This window comes from Streptomyces sp. BE20 (assembly GCF_036322525.1).
Taxonomy (GTDB): Bacteria; Actinomycetota; Actinomycetes; order Streptomycetales; family Streptomycetaceae; genus Kitasatospora.
This window is the reverse complement of sequence record NZ_JAQYWW010000448.1, coordinates 1-17,849: the sequence shown is the minus strand read 5'-3', so window position 1 is coordinate 17,849 and position 17,849 is coordinate 1. Positions and strand designations below refer to the sequence as shown.

The following is a 17,849-nucleotide window of genomic DNA, read 5'->3' as shown; positions in this document are numbered from 1 at the left end:
GTAGAATCCGCGCACGATTCGACCACCGACTCGGGAAAGCGACCGAACGATGCCCCTGGCCCCTCACCGCCTCGTCTGGATGAACCTGCGGCTGGAGGCCCCCGCCGAGGAAGGCCCGCGGCTGACCCGCGCCGTCGCCGACGCGCTCGCCCCCCTCGGCCGCGTCACCGTCACCTCGCGCGGACCCCACTGGCGCACCCCCTCCCTGCTCCTCCTCGACGTGGAACTCACCCCCTCCGCCTCCACCACGCACTGCCTCCTCGCCCTGGGACTGCGCCCGGACGAGCACGGCGACTGGCCCCGCTGGGAACGTACGGCGCGCGGGGACGTCTTCCTCCACCCTGCGGTCCGCGGCGCGGAGGTCGGTGAGGAGGAGGCCGCCACCGCGCCCCCCTTCGCCAACGGCGACGTCGTGACCATCCTCGACGGCCCCACCGCCCGAGAGCAGGCGCTGGTAGGCGCCCGGGGCGTCGTCCACAACTCCTTCTACGCCACCGACCAGCCCGACCCGCTGCTGCGCCACTGGTACCACCAGGTGATGCCGGCCGGCCGCGAGCAGCTCGAACCCTTCCGGAGCGCCGAACTGCGCGCCACCGGCCACCGGGTGGCCGTCGACGAGGAACCCGCCGCGGAGCACGTCGCCACCGCGGGCAGCGTCTGAGTACCGCCCGCCCCGCGAGGTGCCCCCCACCCCTGACCGCTACGACCCTGACCGGCTCGCGCGGACGGCGCGCCGGGCTGGCCCCGGCCCCGCCCCACCGCGGGCCGGTCCCACGACGGCCGGGCGGATCCCGTAGGGTCGGCCAATGGCGAAGTACTTCGACGTTCACCCGCAGACCCCCCAGGCCCGCACCATCAACACCGTGGCCGACAGCCTCCGCTCCGGAGCCCTCATCGCGTACCCGACCGACTCCTGTTTCGCCCTCGGCTGCCGCATGGGCAACCACGAGGGCCTCGACCGGATCCGGTCGATCAGGCGCCTCGACGACCGCCACCACTTCACCCTGATGTGCGAGAACTTCGCCCAGCTGGGGCAGTTCGTCCACATCGACAACGACGTCTTCCGTGCCATCAAGGCCGCGACACCGGGCAGCTACACCTTCATCCTCCCCGCCACCAAGGAGGTCCCGCGCCGTCTGATGCATCCGAAGAAGAAGACCGTCGGCGTCCGGATCCCCGACCACACCGTCACGCGGGCCCTGCTCGCCACGCTCGGCGAGCCCCTCGTGTCCAGCACCCTGCTCCTGCCCGGCGAGGACGAGCCGATGACCCAGGGGTGGGAGATCAAGGAACGGCTCGACCACGTGCTGGACGCCGTCGTCGATTCCGGGGACTGCGGCACGACCCCGACCACGGTCGTCGACTTCTCCGACGGCGGAGCGGAGATCGTCCGCCGCGGAGCCGGCGACCCCGCACGCTTCGAGTAGCCGCACGAGGACGCATCCGCCGGTGGCCGCCACCGACCCGCACCCGGTTCGAGCGGCGTCGCCGGACGGGGCGCCGGGCCTTGCGCACGCTCGTGGCGAGAGGGGGCCGAGGGCAGTGTCGGTGGCGCGTCTCTCGGCCTTCACCCGGAAGGTCCAACAGGACTCGGGGTCCTGTCCGTGATCGTCCTAGGGTGGGCCGGGTACGCCGCCGTTCCGCCGCCGGGTGCGCCCGGTGCGGGCCGCGGATCGGGGTTCCCGGCTCGGCTTCGGATCGGAGCGACGCATGACCTCCTCACTGCCCTTCGGTGACAGGACGGATTTCGAGAACGCGGAGCGCGGACTGATCGCTTCGCTGGTGCCCGCCGTGGTGAAGGCCGAGGACGGGCGGGTGATCTGGGACAACGACGCCTACGACTTCCTGCGGGGCGAATGCCCGCCCACCGCGAACCCGAGCCTGTGGCGCCAGGCGCAGCTGTGTGCGAAGCAGGGCCTGTTCGAGGTGACCGAGGGCATCTACCAGGTGCGGGGTCTGGACCTGTCGAACATGACGCTGGTGGAGGGCGAGCGCGGGGTGATCGTGATCGACCCGCTGATCTCCGCGCAGACCGCTGCGGCGGCGCTCGCGCTGTACCGCGAGCACCGGGGTCGGCGGCCGGTGACGGGCCTGGTCTACACGCATTCGCACGGCGACCACTTCGGCGGTTCGCGCGGTGTGCTGCCGGCCGGTACGGAGGAGGGGGTGCCGGTGATCGCCCCGGTGGGCTTCCTCGAACACGCGGTGAGCGAGAACGTCTACGCGGGCAACGCCATGACCCGGCGGGCGATGTTCATGTACGGGGACCGGCTGCCCAAGGGCCCCGAGGGACAGATCAGTGCCGGGCTGGGCATGACCACCTCGACCGGCACGGTCACGCTGATCCCGCCGACGCTCGACATCACCCACACCGGGCAGGAGGAGACGGTCGACGGGGTGCGGATCGTCTTCCAGCTGACCCCCGGCACCGAGGCCCCGGCCGAGATGAACTTCCTGTTCCCCGACAGGCGGGCCCTGTGCCTGGCGGAGAACGCCACGCACAACATGCACAACATCCTGACCCTGCGCGGCGCAGTGGTCCGGGACGCCCGGATCTGGGCCCGCTACCTGGACGAGGCGATCGACTTCTTCGACGGACGGTACGACGTGGCGTTCGCCTCGCACCACTGGCCCACCTGGGGTCACGGCAACGTCGTGACGTTCCTGTCGGCGCAGCGCGACCTGTACGCCTACCTGCACGACCAGACCCTGCGGCTGCTGAACGACGGGCTGACCGGGCCGGAGATCGCCGAGCAGTTGAAGCTGCCGCCGGCGCTGGAGACCTCCTGGCACGCGCGGGGCTACTACGGCTCGCTCTCGCACAACGTCAAGGCCGTCTACCAGCGGTACCTGGGCTGGTTCGACGGCAACCCGGCGCACCTGTGGGAGCACCCGCCGGTGGAGCAGGCCCGCCGGTACGTGGACGCGCTCGGCGGGCGGGACCAGGCACTGGCGAAGGCCCGGGCCTTCACCCAGGACGGGGACCTGCGTTTCGCCGCCACCCTCCTCAACCACCTGGTCTTCGCCGACGCCTCCGACACCGCGGCCAAGGACGCGCTCGCCGGCGTCTACGACCGGCTCGGTCACGGCGCGGAGAACGGCCCCTGGCGCAACTTCTTCCTCACCGCGGCCCTGGAACTGCGCCAGGGACCGGGCACCATCCTGCTGGACTCCACCAACCCCGAGATGGCGATGGCCCTGACCGTCGACATGCTCCTCGACTCGATCGCGGTCCGCGTCGACGGCCCCCGGGCCTGGCAGGAGAACCTGACGATCGACCTGGCCCTCGTCGACGAGCGCCGGCGCCACCGTCTGACCCTCAGCAACGGCGCCCTGACCCACCGCACCGTTCCCCCGAGCGGCGCGGCCAGGACAGCCGCCGACCTCACCCTGACCCTGACCAAGCCCCAGCTGCTGGGTCTGCTGGCCGGCGGCGGTTCGGAGAAGATCGACCACGAGGGCGACCTCGGCGCCCTCGATCGCCTCTTCTCCCTGGTCACACCGGTCGACAAGTCCTTCCCGGTCGTCACTCCCTGACCGTCCGACACCGCGACCACGGCCCCGCATGCCACCGAAGCCGCGCAAGACCCGAACCGCACCCTCCAGGCTCCGCCGCCCCCACCTGGGCAGGCCGCGGCCCGCCGATGTCTCCGCCGGTCTGGTCACCGGCCTGTTCAGCATCCCCGAAGGCATGGCCTACGCGGCGATCGCCGGGTTCAACCCGGTCGCCGGACTCTTCTCCGGTGTCGTGCCCGCCGTCGTCGGCTCGATCACCGCCCGCACCGTACTGATGGTCACCACCCTCACCAGCGCCATCTCACTCACGGCGCAGAGCGTCCTGGCCGACGCCGGCCTCGATGCCGGCAGCAGCGGAAACATCGCGATGCTCGCCGTGATGACCGGCCTCGTCATGCTGCTCATGGGCGTCCTGCGGCTCGGAGTGGTGCTCTCGTTCGTCTCCAACGCGGTGATGACCGGCTTCTCGGTCGGCATCGCCGTGCAGATCATCACCGGTGTCCTGAAGGACGCCACCGGCTACAAGCCGCAGGGCCACAACAAGCTCGTGCAGCTGGGCGACTGGGTGGTGCACGTCGGTTCCTGGGAGCTCGCTGCCACTCTGACGGCGACCGCCACCGTCGCCGTCTGGGCCCTGGCCCACGCCGTGAAGCGGCTGAGAACGGTCGCGCTGCTGATCGCCATGGTGGTCGTCAGCAGCGCGGTCGCCGCGCTGGGCACCGGTGTGGAGCTGGTCGAGGGCATCGCCGACATCCCCTCGGCCCTGCCCCACTTCACCGCCCCCGACTGGTCGGCGTTCCCGCACCTGCTCGGCGGCGCCGTCTCCATCGCCCTGGTCGCCCTCGCGCAAGCGGCCGGTATCGCCCCGACCGTCCCCAACCCGGACGGCTCCCGTTCCTCCGTCAACGGCGACTTCGCCGCCCAGGGTGCGGCCAACGTCGCCGGGGCCCTGTTCCAGTCCCTGCCGGTCGGCGGCTCCCTGTCGCGCACCGGTGTAGCCGTCTCCGCCGGCGCCCGCACCCGCTGGACCGGGATCTTCTCCGGCCTGTGGCTCGCCGCGATCGTCCTCACCCTCGCGCCCCTGGCCGAGCGCATCCCGATGCCCGTCATCGGCGGCCTGATCATCGTCGTCGGCACCGAACTCATCGCCGGCAAGATCCCCGACATCCGCCTCGTCCTGAAGACCTCTCCCCTGTCGACCGCCGCGATGGCCCTCACCTTCCTCGCCACCACTGAGCTCCCGCTCCAGCAGGCCGTCATTCTGGGCGCCGTCGTCTCCCTCCTGCTCTACTGTGCCCAGGCCGCCCGCCAGTCCCGGCTCCTCGCCCTCGAACCCGCGGGCGACGGCCGTTGGAGCACCGCGCCCCCGCCCGACCGGCTGACCCCCGGGCAGGTCACCGTCCTCGACTACAACGGCGTCAGCCTCTTCGCCGAACTCCCCCGCATGGACCGGAGCTGGCCCGCGCCCGCCGAGGGCGCCGTCCTCGTCCTCGTCGTCCGCACCCTCCCCGACGTACCGTCGTCCGCCATGATCAAGCTCCTGCGCCGCAAGGCGGACGAACTCCACCACGCGGGCGGACACCTGATCCTCGCCGGCGTCCAGCCCCCGCTCGCCAGGATCGTCGCCGACACCGGTCTGACCGAGCACCTCGGGCACGGCGCCGTCGTCCCCGCCACCGGCACTCTCTTCGGCCCGCTCGAAACCGCCCTCCGCGACGCCGACGCCTGGATCGCCGCCCACCGCAACGCCCCGGCGCCGCCTTCGCCCTGACGCGGGCGCGTACTCGTCCGGAGCAGCACCGCCGGCCACGGCCGCGTCCCGGACCGGCCTGCGCCTTCAGGTGCCCGGGCTCGGCGGGCCGGCACCTCGTGTCGGTCCGTACACGTCCCGTCCTTCGCGGGTTGAATCGTCCCATTCATCGATCTGCGGTGCCGTGCGGCACCACACGAACGAGGGAAGACCGCCCATGGCACCCGTACCGAGCGGCACCTACGGCATCGACAAGCCCAACGAGCAGCTGCTCAGCCTGCCGGGAGTCAAGGAGCACGTGCTGCTCCTCCCTCCCCACGGAGGCAAGGTGGAGGCGCAGTCGTGGGAGGTGGAGGAACTCGACAACGGCAACGTCCTGCTCCGCAACCAGCGGCACCGCTCCTACGCGGGCTACTACGGCGATCCGGAGGAGAACTCCGAGGTGGTCGGCTCGTCCGAGCCCCGGGAGTGGGAGCTCCGCCCGGCCGGAGATCCGGACGCCTCCCGGTTCCACGTGGTCGTCCCAGGCGGTCCGGTCGGAGGGACCGAGCTGGCGCTCGATCTCAGCGTGCTGGACATCGCTCCGCAGCGGATCGCCCTGCGACCGCTGGACGTCCGCGACGAGCAGCAGGCCTGGGGCTTCCTGATCCACCTTCCCGGTTAGGGTCCGGCCGTCCGCGGTCGCGCGTCCGGCGGCGTCCGGCGGCGTCCGGCGGACGGCGCTCATCGGTGCGGGGGCTGCCGCCGCACGGTGGTGTGGCGGCAGCCCCCCGTAACACGGCGTCTACTCCGGTTGCGTCACCGTCGCGGCCCACCGGATCGTGTCACCGGACGCGTCGACGCCCACGTAGAAAGATCCCAGCACGACCCCCGGAGCCATGGTCGCCGACCCCACCCCGGCGGTTCCGACCGGGCAGTCCACGGTGAGCGAAGCCGTCTGCACCCCCTGCGACTCCATCGTCACCTGCACGCTGCCGCCGCCCTCGCAGGCCACCGTGAGGACGGTCGGCAGGGTGCTCCACGCTCCGCCCGACACGAAACCGCCGTCCCCCACCTGGTCCGGCACCCACACCAGGCCGTCCAGCCCGGGGTGCGGGAGCAGCACGTCATCGGCAGCGGCCGCAGGGCCCGCACCCGTCACCGCACACGCCGCCAGTACCGCCAGAACCGTGAGAACCCTCGCACGCCTCACAACCGCCCCCTTCGCACCCGTCATGACGTCCCCAGTGTGACGCCGCACGAGCGGCGGGCGCCTGAGTATCCGTACTCAGTCGAGGCCGAAGCAGGAGCCGACGGGCGCCCGCGCGCGAACCGTCCGTCCACCCGCTCGCCGCCGACGTGCCCGCGGTTCCGGAGGTGCGTCCGGGCCGGGCCGGGCGCGATCAGGCCGGTCGGCTGTCCGCCTCCGAGGCGTCCGGTTCCGCGGGAGCCGTCCCGCCCGGTTCGACGAACAGGGCCAGGTATCGGAACTCCCCCGCCGCCCCGGGCCGGACCGAGTACGGCTGCCAGCGCAGGGGGTACGTTCCGCGCAGGACACGGGTGTTGGGCGGGTAGTCACCCCCGCCCCACAGCAGTTCCCCGGTCAGCTCGCCGCCCTCGTGCAACCGGAACGCGTGGTCGCGCGGCAGCTTCGCCGACGGCTTCGGCTCCCGCCACAAGGCCGACGTGTTGGTGACCATCAGCGCCAGACCGTTCTGGTCCGCCCGGTCGCAGAACCGTTCCAGCCGTGCCACGTCGAACACGAAGTCGCGCCTGGCCAGATCAGGGGCACCGTGCGCCTTCAGGGCGTACTGCTCGCCCGAAGGTCCGGCACCCACCGCTCCGCTCCAGGCGCTCTTGACGTACTTGAACTCCACCGCGGTCCGACCCTCCGCGGTGGCACAGAGCAGGTCGAGGTGCTCGACACCGTCCGAGGTGGTCTGGCGCACCTCCAGGCGGCACTGCACCTCGCGGTCGAGCTCCCAGAGCGTCCGGGCGAACGCGTGCTGCAGGTCGGCCTCCGAGTGGAACACCGGCCGTGTCCGGGCCAGCTCCGCCATCACCGCCGGCCGTGGCAACCGACCGGCGACAAGATCATCCATGCCCAAGGTCATCCCTCCTCGTCCAAGGACCCTATCGGGATGCGGACTTGGCGCGCCGGCCGGTCGTCGGCATTCGGCGGGCCGGTGGTCCTGAGCCCTTCCAGGAGCACGATGACGTCGCCGTGCCGGCTTCGGGAGCGGGCGAGGACGACCCGGCGACGGCCACGGCTGGCGAGCCAGACGGCAGCGGGGCCCGCCGGACATCGGCCGGAGCCGATGTCCGGGAGGAGCCGCCCCCGTTACCGCCCGGTGGCGGGCCCGGCCGTGGACCGGGCGGTCAGGGTGACGGGCAGACCGGCCTCGATGCGGCGCAGGAGGCGCCCGCCGTGGACGCCGGGAGCGTCGAAGCAGCGCAGGTCGTCGGGGTCGTCGTCGGCGTCGGTGCGCAGGACCTCGGGAACGAGCACCGTTTCGGGAGCGACCGTCGGTCGGCCGGGAGCGGGAGCGAGGTAGTCGGGTGCGAGGACGGGCCCGTGCAGGGCGCCGCCGATGAGGTCCGGGGCGAACTCGGAGGACAGGACGGTGGCGTGGGCGTGGAGGTCGCCGTGGATCATCACCAGTTTGTCGGTCATGTTGCCGACGAACGCCTCGACGTGGACGCTCCCTCGGACGAGCAGTTTGGCGTCGCCCTCCAGGTAGACGGCGGTGGCCCTGAGGTCGCCGAGGACGATCAGGGCGGGGCAGCCGTCGTCGAGGTTGAGGATCGCGCCGGCGACGTCGAGGTTCCCGTCGACGATGTAGCCGGTGCCGTCCGGCTCGACGGCGTCGAGGTCGAGGTGGCCGTCGATGGCGAGGTCACCCGCGTGGACGTCGTAGTCCTCCTCGTACAGGTTCTCGTAGGTGCTGACGGGTAGGCTCCGCTGCTCGAAGAGAGCGACGGCGCCGTCCCAACTGTGCGGCGTGGCGACGATGTTCATGGGCGGAACTGTGCCACGCGCCACTGTCAGGCGAGCGGACTACCGGGCCCCCGCCCTCGGCTCGCCCGGACGGCCGCTGACCGGGTCCACGGTGAACACCGTGGTCTCCTTCTCCGCGAACACGGTGATCTCGTCCGCCCCGGACCACTTGGCACTCTTGAAGAAGCCGCGTCCGCCGGCCTCCTCCCACACGCCCAGGTCCCAGTGGCGGGCTGACCACCCGCTGCCGGTCAGCAGCTCCACGCGGTAGACCGGGTCGATCGAGAAGGCGATGTCGGTCGTGGTCAGCACGTGGTCCGGGTGGTTCGGATCGGCCTTCCGGTCGACTGCCCGACCGTCCTCGCCCATCGCGAACGACAGGAGGGCGATCGGCAGCCCGACGAAGCCGAGAGCCACCAGGACAGCTGCGAAGCCGATCTGCGACCACCTGGAGCGGAACTCGAACTCGACCACCACCGAGACCACGATCAGCAGGACCGCTGCCCCGATCAGTAGCACCGGGCGGTTGAACCAGCGCTCGACCTCCACCAGCCCGCCCGAGCGCGAGGCCTGACAGCCCGGCAGGAAGGCCAGGAGAGTCACCAACGCCAGTCCTCTGAGCCACCATGCAATCCGCCTGCGACGTATCGCTGTCACACACTCCCCCGGTGATCGTCTTCGCGGACTGTACTACGGGGCGCGGCCATGCGTTCGGTCGCGACGGCGCCGTCGAACGTCGCCGGTCCCGGCACACCACGAGACCCGACATCTGATCGGACGGGCCACCCCTTCCCTCCTCGTCCTCCTTCGCCTCACCTCGTCCGCAGACGCCGACCTCTCGGGCCCGGTGCAGAACCACGCGGCGTCGTGATCGATGATCTGTGGATGCGTCCGTTGAAGCACGGCTACACCAACCGCACCGTCGGCGACGGATCGGTGGTGGAGAAGACCTATGAAGGTCCCGATGCCGGGCTCCGGCGCGCGCGGGAGCACACGCTGCTGACCCGGCTGGAGGGAAAGCTGCCCGTCCCTCCGGTACACGGTCTGGACAACGGGATCCTCTCCCTCGGGTTCGTCGCCGGCACCCCGGGCCAGGAACTGATGGAGGCCGGTAGCGCGGCTCCGGTCCTGGAGGCTTGCGGGGCACTGCTGCGCCGCATCCACGAGATCGCGCCGAGCGTCCTTGGGGCGGAGACCCACGATGTCGGCCAGGTGCTCGTCCACGGGGACTTCGGGCCCAACAACCTGATCCTGGCACCCGTGACCCCGGATGCGTTCCGGGTCACTGCCGTGGTCGACTGGGAGTTCGCCCACCTCGGCGACGCGGTCGAGGACCTGGCCTGGTGCGAGTGGATCGTACGGATGCACCACGCCGAGCACCGCCAGGAGCTCGGCCGCTTCTTCGACGCCTACGGCGGGCCTGTGCCCGCTTGGCCGGTGCGCCAGGCCGCCATGCTGGCCAGGTGCGCCGACCTGGAGCGGTTCTGCGACCGCTGGGAGTCGAACGGCCCGGGTGTGAGGCAGTGGCGGGAACGCGCCGCCACGACAGCGGGCTGGCGGGAGTAGCCCGCGTGTCGGCCGGTCGGAGGAGCGGCGGTCGTGACCGCCTGCGAGCCGCCGGGGCCGGGGCCGGAGCCGGGGCCGGGGCCGGCGAAACGCTACCGCCATGACCGCACAGGACCGCCGGGTCAATTCGGTCGAGACGGCTTCAGCAGTCCGAGTAGCCTCGCCCTGTGGTGGATCAAGAGCAGTACGTCCGGTATCGGGAAGACTCGAAGGTGCTGGCAGTGATCGGGGAGCATGTCGACGCCCAGGTCGGCCGTGTCACCGTGCGACTGCCCAGGGCTGTGGCCGAGGCCGCGGTGGATGCCTGGGAGCGTGACGAGGTGGGTGACCTCGGCGAGGAGACCCACGAGCAGTACGCGCTGCGGGGCCAGGCCGGCGATCTGGCACTGATCGGCCTGGTGATCTCGGAGCGAGGCCGCTGGGAGGGTGAGGAGGTCCTGATCGACCTGGATGTCGCCTCCGCGGGGGCAGCAGTGCGGGCGTCGCAGTAGTCACGCCGCACCGGCCCTCGTTCCGGATGCCCGGTGTGCCTGATGGGCTGCGCCCCTTGCGGGACTCGGACACCGCCGATGACGGGCGGGGGCCGCCGGACGGCATTCGGGGGCCGTGGACGGGGATACGCTCGACCTTCCGTTCTCTACACGGTGTGCTCGCGAATGACTTCGCCGAGCTGCCGGGGAAGACCGGGAGAGAACAGTGTGTGTCCCATACCGGGAATCGGCCGGAATCGGGAGTGAGGGACTTCCTCGGCGAGGGCGCGGCCATGCGGTAGCGGACGCAGGGGATCCTCCGTGCCGTGCATGACCAGTGTCGGGGCCTTGATCGAGGACAGTGGAGCAAGGCGGTCCTCGGTCATCCGGCGTCCGGCCAGATCGTGGTTGAGGGCCGCGCCGAGGCTGCCGGTCCAGTCGAAGCAGGCTTCCACGAAGCGGCGGGCGGCAGGCTCGTCGAAGGGAAGGACGTCGCCGTTGAGGACTCGCCACGTCTCCAGGCTCGCCGCCACGCACTCGTCACGAGTCCCCTGCGCGAGGTCCGCGCGGTGGGCGAGGTGCCTCAGGAAGCGTGCCGTGGGTGGCGGCAGGTCGACGGGGTCGGGCGCCTGGCCGGACATGGCACGTGCCCAGGCCGGTCCGGCACTGTGGCCCATCGGACCCGTCATCATGGCCGTCAGCGTCAGCACGCGTTCAGGGCGGTGCACGGCCAGCCACTGGCCTATCGCCCCACCCAGGGACGCCCCGACGATGTGTGCGGCGGCCACTCCGTGGCCGTCGAGCACGGCCGTCGCGTCGGCGGCCAGGTCCGCCAACACGTAGGGGTGGGTGGTGAAGTCCACGCAGGTGGACCGGCCGGTGTCCCGGTGGTCGTAGCGGATCACCGTCCGACCACCGGCGGCCAGCACATCCACCAGCTCGTCCGGCCATCCGATGCCCGGTGCGGCGGTCCCCATGACCAGCAGGACCGCCGGACCGTCCGAATTTCCGACCCGCTCGGTCCACAACCGTAATTCACCGGATTCGACGATCAATTCATTACGTGAAGTCACGGGCTAAAACATAGCGAACAAGGAGCCACTTTTCCATGCACTTCACGGATATGACTTTCCATCACTATTCTGGTAAAATACTGAATAGTTCGCAGGATTCCCACTGAACGAGGCCGGTCCGGGTAGTGGTGTGAAGACGGGTGACGGCCCGCTGCCTGACGAGACGCTACGGCCGGGGCGGTGAAGGCTCCGGCCGCACCACTCCGGCGACCGGCATCCGTTGCAGAGCGGTGAGCCGGACCACCGTGCCGGGCCGGGGCGCGTGGACCACCAACCCGTCACCCACATACAGGCCGACGTGGGTCGCCTCCTCGAAATAGACCACCAGGTCACCCGGGCGCAGCGGAGCGCCACTCGGAACGCGCGGGAGCTGCGCCCACTGCTCCTGACTGGTCCGGGGCACGGTGACACCGGCCGCCTCCCACGCCTTCGAGGTCAGGCCGGAGCAGTCGAACTCCGTCGGCCCGGTCGCGCCCCAGACGTAGGGGCTGCCCATGCGGCTCAGCGCGTAGGCCACGGCACGTTGGGCGACCGGGTCGGTCCGGCCGTCGGCCGGCGCCGAGTTCCGGTACGTCCCCGGCTGCCAGACCCCGTCCCCGAACCGGCCCGCGAGATCCGCGCGCATCCTCTCCTGCCGCTGCACCAGACCGGCCTGGTCCGCCTCGACCCGGTGGACCTCCTCGGCGCCCGCCGACTCGGCAGCACGAGCGAGATCCGCCTGCTGCGCCCGGGCCCGGCGCACCTCCTCGGCATCGTGGTAGCGGTCGGCGAGGGCGTCGTCGCTGAGCCGCTCGCCCCGCCATCGTTCAAGGCTCTGTTCGGGTGTGGAGCTGAGGAAGGCGGCCAGCTGGACCATCCCGTGGTTCAGGTACTGGGCCTGGGCCAACCCGCTGAGCAGATCTCCCAGCACCTCCTGCCGGACCCGCCCGGCGTCCGCGGACGCCACGGCGGCGGCGGCGTCCTGACGGAGGCGTACGGCCGTGTCCCGCACGGCCGTCAGTCGGGCCTCGCCCTCCACGATCGCCAACGCGGTGTCCGTCCACTCCCGGACGGCCTCCGCCGTCGGGGCCGGGCCGGGTTCGGCCACCGCGGCCGGTTCTCCGTCCGGTCCGAGCGGCCCGGTCGGCGGCGCGAGCCCCTCGTCCGGCGGCGCGGCGCCGGCGGACGGCGACGGCGCGGGCGACGGCACGGGGACGGGAACGGGCAGCGGTTGGGCTCGCGCCGTTCCCGCACCGAGGACGGCCGACGAGCAGAGAACGGCTGCGGCGATCAGGCCCACCGAGCCACGACGGCACGTCCCGAGGAATGAGGAGGTCACCAGTCCCAAGGAGTCAGAGCACGGACGGCCCCGGACCGAGTGACACCCGCTTGTCACTTCATCGGGCGATATCAGCTGGGCCGGATGGCGCGGCCACCGTGATCGTGACGTCACTGCCCCGTGAGCCGTCCAGGCCGGGTAGGCCGACGGTTTCACCCTGTCCGGGGCGGGTGCACCGGCGCGACGCATCCTCCCGGACCTTCGCCGCCGCCTCCTGGCAGCGCGGAAGCAACCGCACCTTCTCGACGGCTGCGGGCACCGACACAGCACGGCGGCCCGCCGGCGGATGGCCGGCGGGCCGCTTCGTACAGTGCTGTGGTGCTGTGGTGCTGCGGTCGGACGGTGGTGCAGGTGTTACTGGAGACCGCTGTGGATCGCGTTCACCAGCTCGCCGTTGGCGGTGTCACCGCTGAACTCCCAGAAGAAGGCGCCGCGCAGGTTCTGGGCCTTGGTCCACGCCATCTTCGAGGCGATGGTCGCCGGGGTGTCGTAGCTCCACCAGTTGGTGCCGCAGTGGGCGTAGGCGGTGCCGGCCACCGTGCCGGTGACGGGGCAGGTGTTCTTGAGGACCTTGTAGTCCTCGATGCCGGTCTCGTACGTACCGGCCGCCGCACCGGTGGCGGTGCCACCCGGGGCGGACTGGGTCACGCCGGTCCAGCCACGGCCGTAGAAGCCGATGCCGAGCAGCAGCTTGTCGGCCGGCACGCCGATCGACTTGTACTTGGCGATGGCCTCGGCCGAGGTGAAGCCGGCCTTCGGGATGCCGTTGTACGTGGTGAGCGGGGAGTGCGGGGCCGTCGGGCCCTTCGCCGCCCAGGCACCGAAGAAGTCGTACGTCATGACGTTGATCCAGTCGAGGTACGGCGCACCGGCGGCGTAGTCGGCCTTGTCGATGTTGCCGCCCGGGGAGGCGTCGGCGGAGACGGCCACGGTGACCAGGTCACGGCCGAACTCGGTGCGCATCGCCTGGGTCATCTTCTTGAACGAGTCGGCGCCGCTGGTGTCGCAGGTCAGACCGCAGGCGTTCGGGTACTCCCAGTCGAGGTCGATGCCGTCGAAGACGTCGGCCCAGCGGGGGTCCTCGACCAGGTCGTGGCAGGACTTGGCGAACGCGGCCGGGTTCTGCACCGCCTGGCCGAAGCCGCCGGACCAGGTCCAGCCGCCGAAGGACCAGATCACCTTGATGTGCGGGTAGAGGCGCTTGAGCTCGCGCAGCTGGTTGAAGTTGCCGCGCAGCGGCTGGTCCCAGGTGTCCGCCACGCCGTCGACCGACAGGTCGGCGGTGTAGGCGCGCTCGTAGTCGGCGTAGGCGTCGCCGATGGTGCACTTGCCGTTCTGGACGTTGCCGAAGGCGTAGTTGATGTGGGTGATCTTCGCGGCGGAGCCGGAGGTCACCAGGTTCTTCACGTGGTAGTTGCGGCCGTAGACGCCCCAGTTGGTGAAGTACCCGAGCTTGACCTTGTCGCCGACGACGACGTCGCCGCCGGTGGTGCGCACGCTGCCGGGGGCGCTGGCGGGGCCGGTCAGGTCCGCGGTGTCGCGGGCGACGACGGTGTAGTCGTAGCTGGTGCCCGCGGTGAGGTTGCTGTCGCTGTAGCTGAGGCCGGTCACCGTGGCGACCTTGGTGCCGTTGCGCAGGACGTCGTAGTTCTTGATGCCGGTGTCGTCGGTGGCGGCGGTCCAGGACACCTTCAGCGAGGTGTCGGTGACGTCGGAGCCGACCGGGGTGCCGGGCGCGGAGGGCGCCTTGTTGCCGCCGGGCAGGTCGGTGCCGTCACAGGAGGCGCCGTTGAGCTTGCAGCCGCTGGGCACGCCCGGGCCGGCGCCGTTGAAGCCGAAGGTCACGGAGGCACCGGGAGTGAGGGTGCCGTTCCAGCCCTTGTCCTTGGCGGTCCAGTGCGTGCCGGAGCTGGTGACCGTGGCGTCCCAGGCCGAGGCGACGCTCGTGCCGGTCGGGAAGTCCCACTCGATGGTCCAGGACGTGAGCGTGGTCGTGCCGGTGTTCTTGACCGTCCACTTACCGTCGAACCCCGAGCCCCAGTCGGAGCCCTTGGCGAAGGTGGCGGTGGCGGTGGTGGCGGCCTGGGCGGGGGTGGACAGGCCTACGACGGCGACCAGCGGAAGGGCGAGCGCGGTCAGACCGGCTGCAGCGACTCTCAACTTCTTTTTCGACATGGCGAAGCGAGTACTCAAGAGAGGGGCTCCTCGACGTGGGGGCGGACAGGGGTGGGGGAGTCCGTGGTCGCACGCTGCGCGACGTCCTTCGCAGGGTGCTCCGGCGAGACTAGAAAGGTCCAGACCAAGCCGTCAAGAGGTCCAGACCATTTTTCCTTTACCTGACCTTTGCCGACAAGGACATCCCCCTGGGCCTCCTGACGGTCCGTCCGAAGACGAAGCGGACGACAACGGACGAAATCCACCCGGCTTCGCGCCACCCCGGCGCCGGCGGGGCCGTCCGTGGACATCGCGCTCCGCCAGGATTGACATGCAAGGGCTGCGGGCAACCTTGTGGCGTCATCACCGCAAACTCCCACCAATGGAGACAAACGCCGTGTTGCGCCGAACTGCACTCACCCTCTTCACCGTGGCGAGCCTGGCCACGTCCGCCGCACTGACCGCACCGGCCGTCGCGGCACCTCCGGCCACGGCCGCCGCCTACCCCACCACCCCGGTCCACGTCGCCGACGGCGCCGGCAGCTACATCTCCGGCACCCTCACCTGGTACAACCGATCGGTGGGCTTCACCGGGACGTTGAAGTCCGTCGGCTGCCGCAGGGCGTGGTACAGCGTGTTCGACGGCTACGCCAACCCGCTCGGCCCCAGGAGCAGCAGTACGCACTGCAACACGGTGACCTCGGTGCCCGCCACGCTTCCCGCCGATGTCGTCGGCGGCGGCTCGTACGTCGGGGTCTGCCTCGACGACGCGAACGGCAAACCGGTCACGTCGTGCGGCGTCTACCCCCGTCCGTGACCGCTCGCTTCCCCTGCCCTCCCCCGCAGTCGGCCGATCCACCGGCCCACACCCGACCCGCCCCCGGAGCCCGCCCGGGAGCACACCACGCGGTCCCCGCCCCGGCGCACTGCGGCGGGGGCCATTCCTGCTCACCGGAAGGTCACCGGAGCGGACCGGGCCTGACGCGGGCGAGGCGAGGACCACTACCGCGCAACGGGCCTCGGGCTGCTGGAGGTTGACACGCCGTCGCTCCTTTCCCTTGCGAAGCGGCCAGACCCTCATGGACCGACCGTAATTCGTGCACGTCATATCAGCGATCCCGGCGGGCGAAGGTCACGTGAGTTCGGAGCATCCGGCGAACGAACTGTGCCGCCAAGTCCCTTTCTTCCGGAGGAAAATGAAGGGGTTACTGCCAGCCAGTCGAGAGGGGCCGCGGATCTCGCACCTCGGTGGACGCGGCGATGTCGGCCGAGGACGAACGCCTGGGGGCTGCTTCCGCCACAGGGGTGCTGTTCGAACCGACCGTCCCGGGTGGCGCCCGCAGTGAGGTAGAGGCCGCCGAGGCTGTGGGCGACACGCGTGTGACCGTCCGCGAGCGGTCCGAACCCGGAGCCCCGGTCCGGGGCGTCGGCGTTCGGTCTACGGACGACCGCGGCACGGTCGGCGAGGCTGCTCCCGCTCACGTCGACCGCGTCGCCGGCACCGCCCCCTCCCCGGGAGCGAGGGGTCCGATTCTCGGCCCGTCGGCCGACGGCGGCAAGGTCCGAATTGCTGATGGGGCGGATAACAGAATCGTATGGGCGGCGCACCGCACCCACCTCACGTCGACCGCAAGGATGTTGTCCAGGTGGGGCCGGTCGGGGTGAAGTGAACGTGGAAGCGCGGGCGTCCGGCCGGCCAGGTCCTGATCTCGAAGCATCGCTGTCGTAGATCGCACAGGGAGTCTGCGTCGGATGGTGCGCCCGGACGATCCGGCCGGCCGCCACCACTGCGCCGTGGTGCGGCCCGTCGAGGCCGCCGACTCCGCGTGCGTCCGCAACAGCGTCCGGAATCCGAACGAGGCGAGAGGTACACGCATGATCGATCTGTCGGCAGCGCCGATGACCTGGGTGACCGCAGGTGACAGCATCACCCAGGCGAGCACGCACACGCGAGGGGCCCGCGGATGGGTCGAGCACCTCCACGAACGCGTGCGGCGACAGCTGGACCGCCGCACGGACATCGTCGTCAACACCGGTGTGTCCGGCTGGACCTCCGCCGACGTCCTCGGCTCCTACCACCATCTGATCGGCCGGTTCGCCCCCGACATCCTCTCGATCTCCCTGGGCACCAACGACGCGCACGCCGGGGCGGTCGGGCTCGACGCCTTCCACTCCGGCATGCGCGAGATCATCACCCGCACCCCCGGTGCCCAGATCATCCTCCAGACCCCCGTCCCGACCGGCCCCGCCGCCCGGACCACCCACCCGGGCCTGCCCGCCTACTGCCAGGCCGTCCGGGACATCGCCCACGACACCGGCTCCCTCCTCGTCGACCACGAGGCGTACTGGCTGGCCCGCTTCCCCGACGGCGACCCGGGCGAGTGGCTCGACGACCCCATCCACCCCAACGCAGTCGGCCACCTGCACATGGCCAACCACGCGCTGCGCACCCTGGGACTGGGCGAACTGATCCACCCGTGACGCCGCTCGCGCTCCGCAGTGCGCCCGGACGACCGCGCCGTCGCCGCTCCGCGGGTGGCGGCAGGGTACGGCCGCCGGGCGGGGTCTGCGGAGCCGTCCGCATGATGGCGCCCCCTGCCACCGATCCCCCGGCTCGGCCCGAGAGAGATCCGGTTGGCCAAGAACACGAAACGGCAACACCCCTGGCGGCCATTTCGTATATCGCATAAGTTTCGGGCAAGGCTCCAGCTTGCTGCTTCGACGTTACGCCGCACCGCTCTGGGGCCGGTCTCTGGGCCGGATCACCCCGGCCTCTCCCTGCCCCCGCACGTTCCGGGACGGCCGGCCCGGCCGCTGCCCGTCGCACAAGGAGACCCACCCATGGCACCACTCCGCCGTAGACTCGCCGCCGCCGTCTCACTGGCCTCCGCCGTCGCCCTCGCCGCCTCGGCCTGCGCCTCCGGCGGCGGGTCCTCGGAGTCCGCCGGGCCCACCACCGTCACGTTCTGGTCGATGCCCTACTGGATCGGCCAGGACACCAAGGTCAAGGCCCTGGTGGACGAGT

General features: G+C 71.2%; 16 protein-coding genes and 1 pseudogene. 10 read left to right on the top strand and 7 right to left on the bottom strand.

The genetic code is table 11. From position 1 onward, the window contains the following. The first annotated feature begins 49 nt into the window (after positions 1 to 49). The 5 genes from PUR61_RS04575 to PUR61_RS04555 all read left to right on the top strand — a co-directional run bounded on the left by PUR61_RS04575 (position 50) and on the right by PUR61_RS04555 (position 5,930). On the top strand, positions 50 to 661 hold the full coding sequence (locus PUR61_RS04575; RefSeq protein ID WP_329875881.1) for a hypothetical protein: 612 nt from the start codon (positions 50 to 52) through the stop codon (positions 659 to 661). 145 nt (positions 662 to 806) lie between these two features. Continuing rightward, entirely contained in the window at positions 807 to 1,427 is a 621-nt protein-coding gene (locus PUR61_RS04570; RefSeq protein WP_329875879.1) for an L-threonylcarbamoyladenylate synthase, read from the top strand. A 283-nt stretch (positions 1,428 to 1,710) separates the two neighbouring features. Then, the gene (locus tag PUR61_RS04565; protein ID WP_329875877.1) at positions 1,711 to 3,537 is read left to right on the top strand and encodes an alkyl/aryl-sulfatase; all 1,827 of its coding nucleotides are present in this window, start codon (positions 1,711 to 1,713) and stop codon (positions 3,535 to 3,537) included. A 28-nt stretch (positions 3,538 to 3,565) separates the two neighbouring features. Then, entirely contained in the window at positions 3,566 to 5,287 is a 1,722-nt protein-coding gene (locus PUR61_RS04560) for a SulP family inorganic anion transporter (RefSeq protein ID WP_329875875.1), read from the top strand. A 196-nt stretch (positions 5,288 to 5,483) separates the two neighbouring features. After that, positions 5,484 to 5,930 (top strand): hypothetical protein, encoded by a 447-nt coding sequence (locus PUR61_RS04555; RefSeq protein WP_329875873.1) that lies wholly within the window; start codon positions 5,484 to 5,486, stop codon positions 5,928 to 5,930. Positions 5,931 to 6,050: 120 nt separating this feature from the next. Here PUR61_RS04555 and PUR61_RS04550 read toward each other — a convergent pair whose 3' ends face one another. The 4 genes from PUR61_RS04550 to PUR61_RS04535 all read right to left on the bottom strand — a co-directional run bounded on the left by PUR61_RS04550 (position 6,051) and on the right by PUR61_RS04535 (position 8,849). After that, on the bottom strand, positions 6,051 to 6,458 hold the full coding sequence (locus tag PUR61_RS04550) for a hypothetical protein (RefSeq protein ID WP_329875871.1): 408 nt from the start codon (positions 6,456 to 6,458) through the stop codon (positions 6,051 to 6,053). Positions 6,459 to 6,648: 190 nt separating this feature from the next. Next, positions 6,649 to 7,347 (bottom strand): hypothetical protein, encoded by a 699-nt coding sequence (locus PUR61_RS04545; protein ID WP_329875869.1) that lies wholly within the window; start codon positions 7,345 to 7,347, stop codon positions 6,649 to 6,651. A gap of 239 nt (positions 7,348 to 7,586) precedes the next feature. Then, positions 7,587 to 8,264, bottom strand: a complete 678-nt coding sequence (locus PUR61_RS04540; protein ID WP_329875867.1) for a hypothetical protein — start codon at positions 8,262 to 8,264, stop codon at positions 7,587 to 7,589. 39 nt (positions 8,265 to 8,303) lie between these two features. Further along, positions 8,304 to 8,849 carry a hypothetical protein gene (locus PUR61_RS04535; protein ID WP_329875865.1) on the bottom strand — a complete coding sequence of 182 codons (546 nt, stop codon included), beginning with the start codon at positions 8,847 to 8,849 and terminating at the stop codon, positions 8,304 to 8,306. Between the two features lie 279 nt (positions 8,850 to 9,128). Here PUR61_RS04535 and PUR61_RS04530 point away from each other — a divergent pair, with 279 nt between their 5' ends. Further along, on the top strand, positions 9,129 to 9,809 hold the full coding sequence (locus PUR61_RS04530) for a phosphotransferase family protein (RefSeq protein ID WP_329875863.1): 681 nt from the start codon (positions 9,129 to 9,131) through the stop codon (positions 9,807 to 9,809). A gap of 221 nt (positions 9,810 to 10,030) precedes the next feature. Continuing rightward, a complete protein-coding gene (locus PUR61_RS04525; RefSeq protein ID WP_329875861.1) occupies positions 10,031 to 10,300 on the top strand; it encodes a hypothetical protein in 270 nt (89 codons plus the stop codon). 146 nt (positions 10,301 to 10,446) lie between these two features. Here PUR61_RS04525 and PUR61_RS04520 read toward each other — a convergent pair whose 3' ends face one another. The 3 genes from PUR61_RS04520 to PUR61_RS04510 form a co-directional block, all read right to left on the bottom strand. Further along, entirely contained in the window at positions 10,447 to 11,352 is a 906-nt protein-coding gene (locus PUR61_RS04520; RefSeq protein ID WP_329875859.1) for an alpha/beta fold hydrolase, read from the bottom strand. A 166-nt stretch (positions 11,353 to 11,518) separates the two neighbouring features. After that, entirely contained in the window at positions 11,519 to 12,670 is a 1,152-nt protein-coding gene (locus PUR61_RS04515) for a C40 family peptidase (protein ID WP_329875857.1), read from the bottom strand. Positions 12,671 to 13,024: 354 nt separating this feature from the next. Continuing rightward, on the bottom strand, positions 13,025 to 14,845 hold the full coding sequence (locus PUR61_RS04510; protein ID WP_329875856.1) for a glycosyl hydrolase family 18 protein: 1,821 nt from the start codon (positions 14,843 to 14,845) through the stop codon (positions 13,025 to 13,027). Between the two features lie 361 nt (positions 14,846 to 15,206). Here PUR61_RS04510 and PUR61_RS04505 point away from each other — a divergent pair, with 361 nt between their 5' ends. The 3 genes and pseudogenes from PUR61_RS04505 to PUR61_RS04495 all read left to right on the top strand — a co-directional run. Further along, positions 15,207 to 15,641: a hypothetical protein gene (locus PUR61_RS04505; protein ID WP_329875854.1), complete on the top strand. Its 435-nt coding sequence runs from the start codon at positions 15,207 to 15,209 to the stop codon at positions 15,639 to 15,641. Between the two features lie 1,058 nt (positions 15,642 to 16,699). Then, positions 16,700 to 17,305, top strand: coding sequence for an SGNH/GDSL hydrolase family protein (locus PUR61_RS04500; RefSeq protein WP_329875852.1), 606 nt, complete (start codon positions 16,700 to 16,702; stop codon positions 17,303 to 17,305). A 360-nt stretch (positions 17,306 to 17,665) separates the two neighbouring features. Beyond that, a pseudogene (locus tag PUR61_RS04495) lies at positions 17,666 to 17,849 on the top strand (hypothetical protein); the annotation flags it as partial.

Excerpts from the sequence above, each read along its gene's own strand:
- PUR61_RS04555 (WP_329875873.1), top strand. The coding sequence starts at position 5,484 with ATGGCACCCGTACCGAGCGGCACCTACGGCATCGACAAGCCCAACGAG.
- PUR61_RS04560 (WP_329875875.1), top strand. The coding sequence starts at position 3,566 with ATGCCACCGAAGCCGCGCAAGACCCGAACCGCACCCTCCAGGCTCCGC.
- PUR61_RS04575 (WP_329875881.1), top strand. The coding sequence starts at position 50 with ATGCCCCTGGCCCCTCACCGCCTCGTCTGGATGAACCTGCGGCTGGAG.
- PUR61_RS04500 (WP_329875852.1), top strand. The coding sequence starts at position 16,700 with ATGATCGATCTGTCGGCAGCGCCGATGACCTGGGTGACCGCAGGTGAC.
- PUR61_RS04545 (WP_329875869.1), bottom strand. The coding sequence starts at position 7,347 with ATGGATGATCTTGTCGCCGGTCGGTTGCCACGGCCGGCGGTGATGGCG.
- PUR61_RS04510 (WP_329875856.1), bottom strand. The coding sequence starts at position 14,845 with ATGTCGAAAAAGAAGTTGAGAGTCGCTGCAGCCGGTCTGACCGCGCTC.
- PUR61_RS04540 (WP_329875867.1), bottom strand. The coding sequence starts at position 8,264 with ATGAACATCGTCGCCACGCCGCACAGTTGGGACGGCGCCGTCGCTCTC.
- PUR61_RS04530 (WP_329875863.1), top strand. The coding sequence starts at position 9,129 with ATGCGTCCGTTGAAGCACGGCTACACCAACCGCACCGTCGGCGACGGA.
- PUR61_RS04565 (WP_329875877.1), top strand. The coding sequence starts at position 1,711 with ATGACCTCCTCACTGCCCTTCGGTGACAGGACGGATTTCGAGAACGCG.
- PUR61_RS04570 (WP_329875879.1), top strand. The coding sequence starts at position 807 with ATGGCGAAGTACTTCGACGTTCACCCGCAGACCCCCCAGGCCCGCACC.
- PUR61_RS04505 (WP_329875854.1), top strand. The coding sequence starts at position 15,207 with ATGGAGACAAACGCCGTGTTGCGCCGAACTGCACTCACCCTCTTCACC.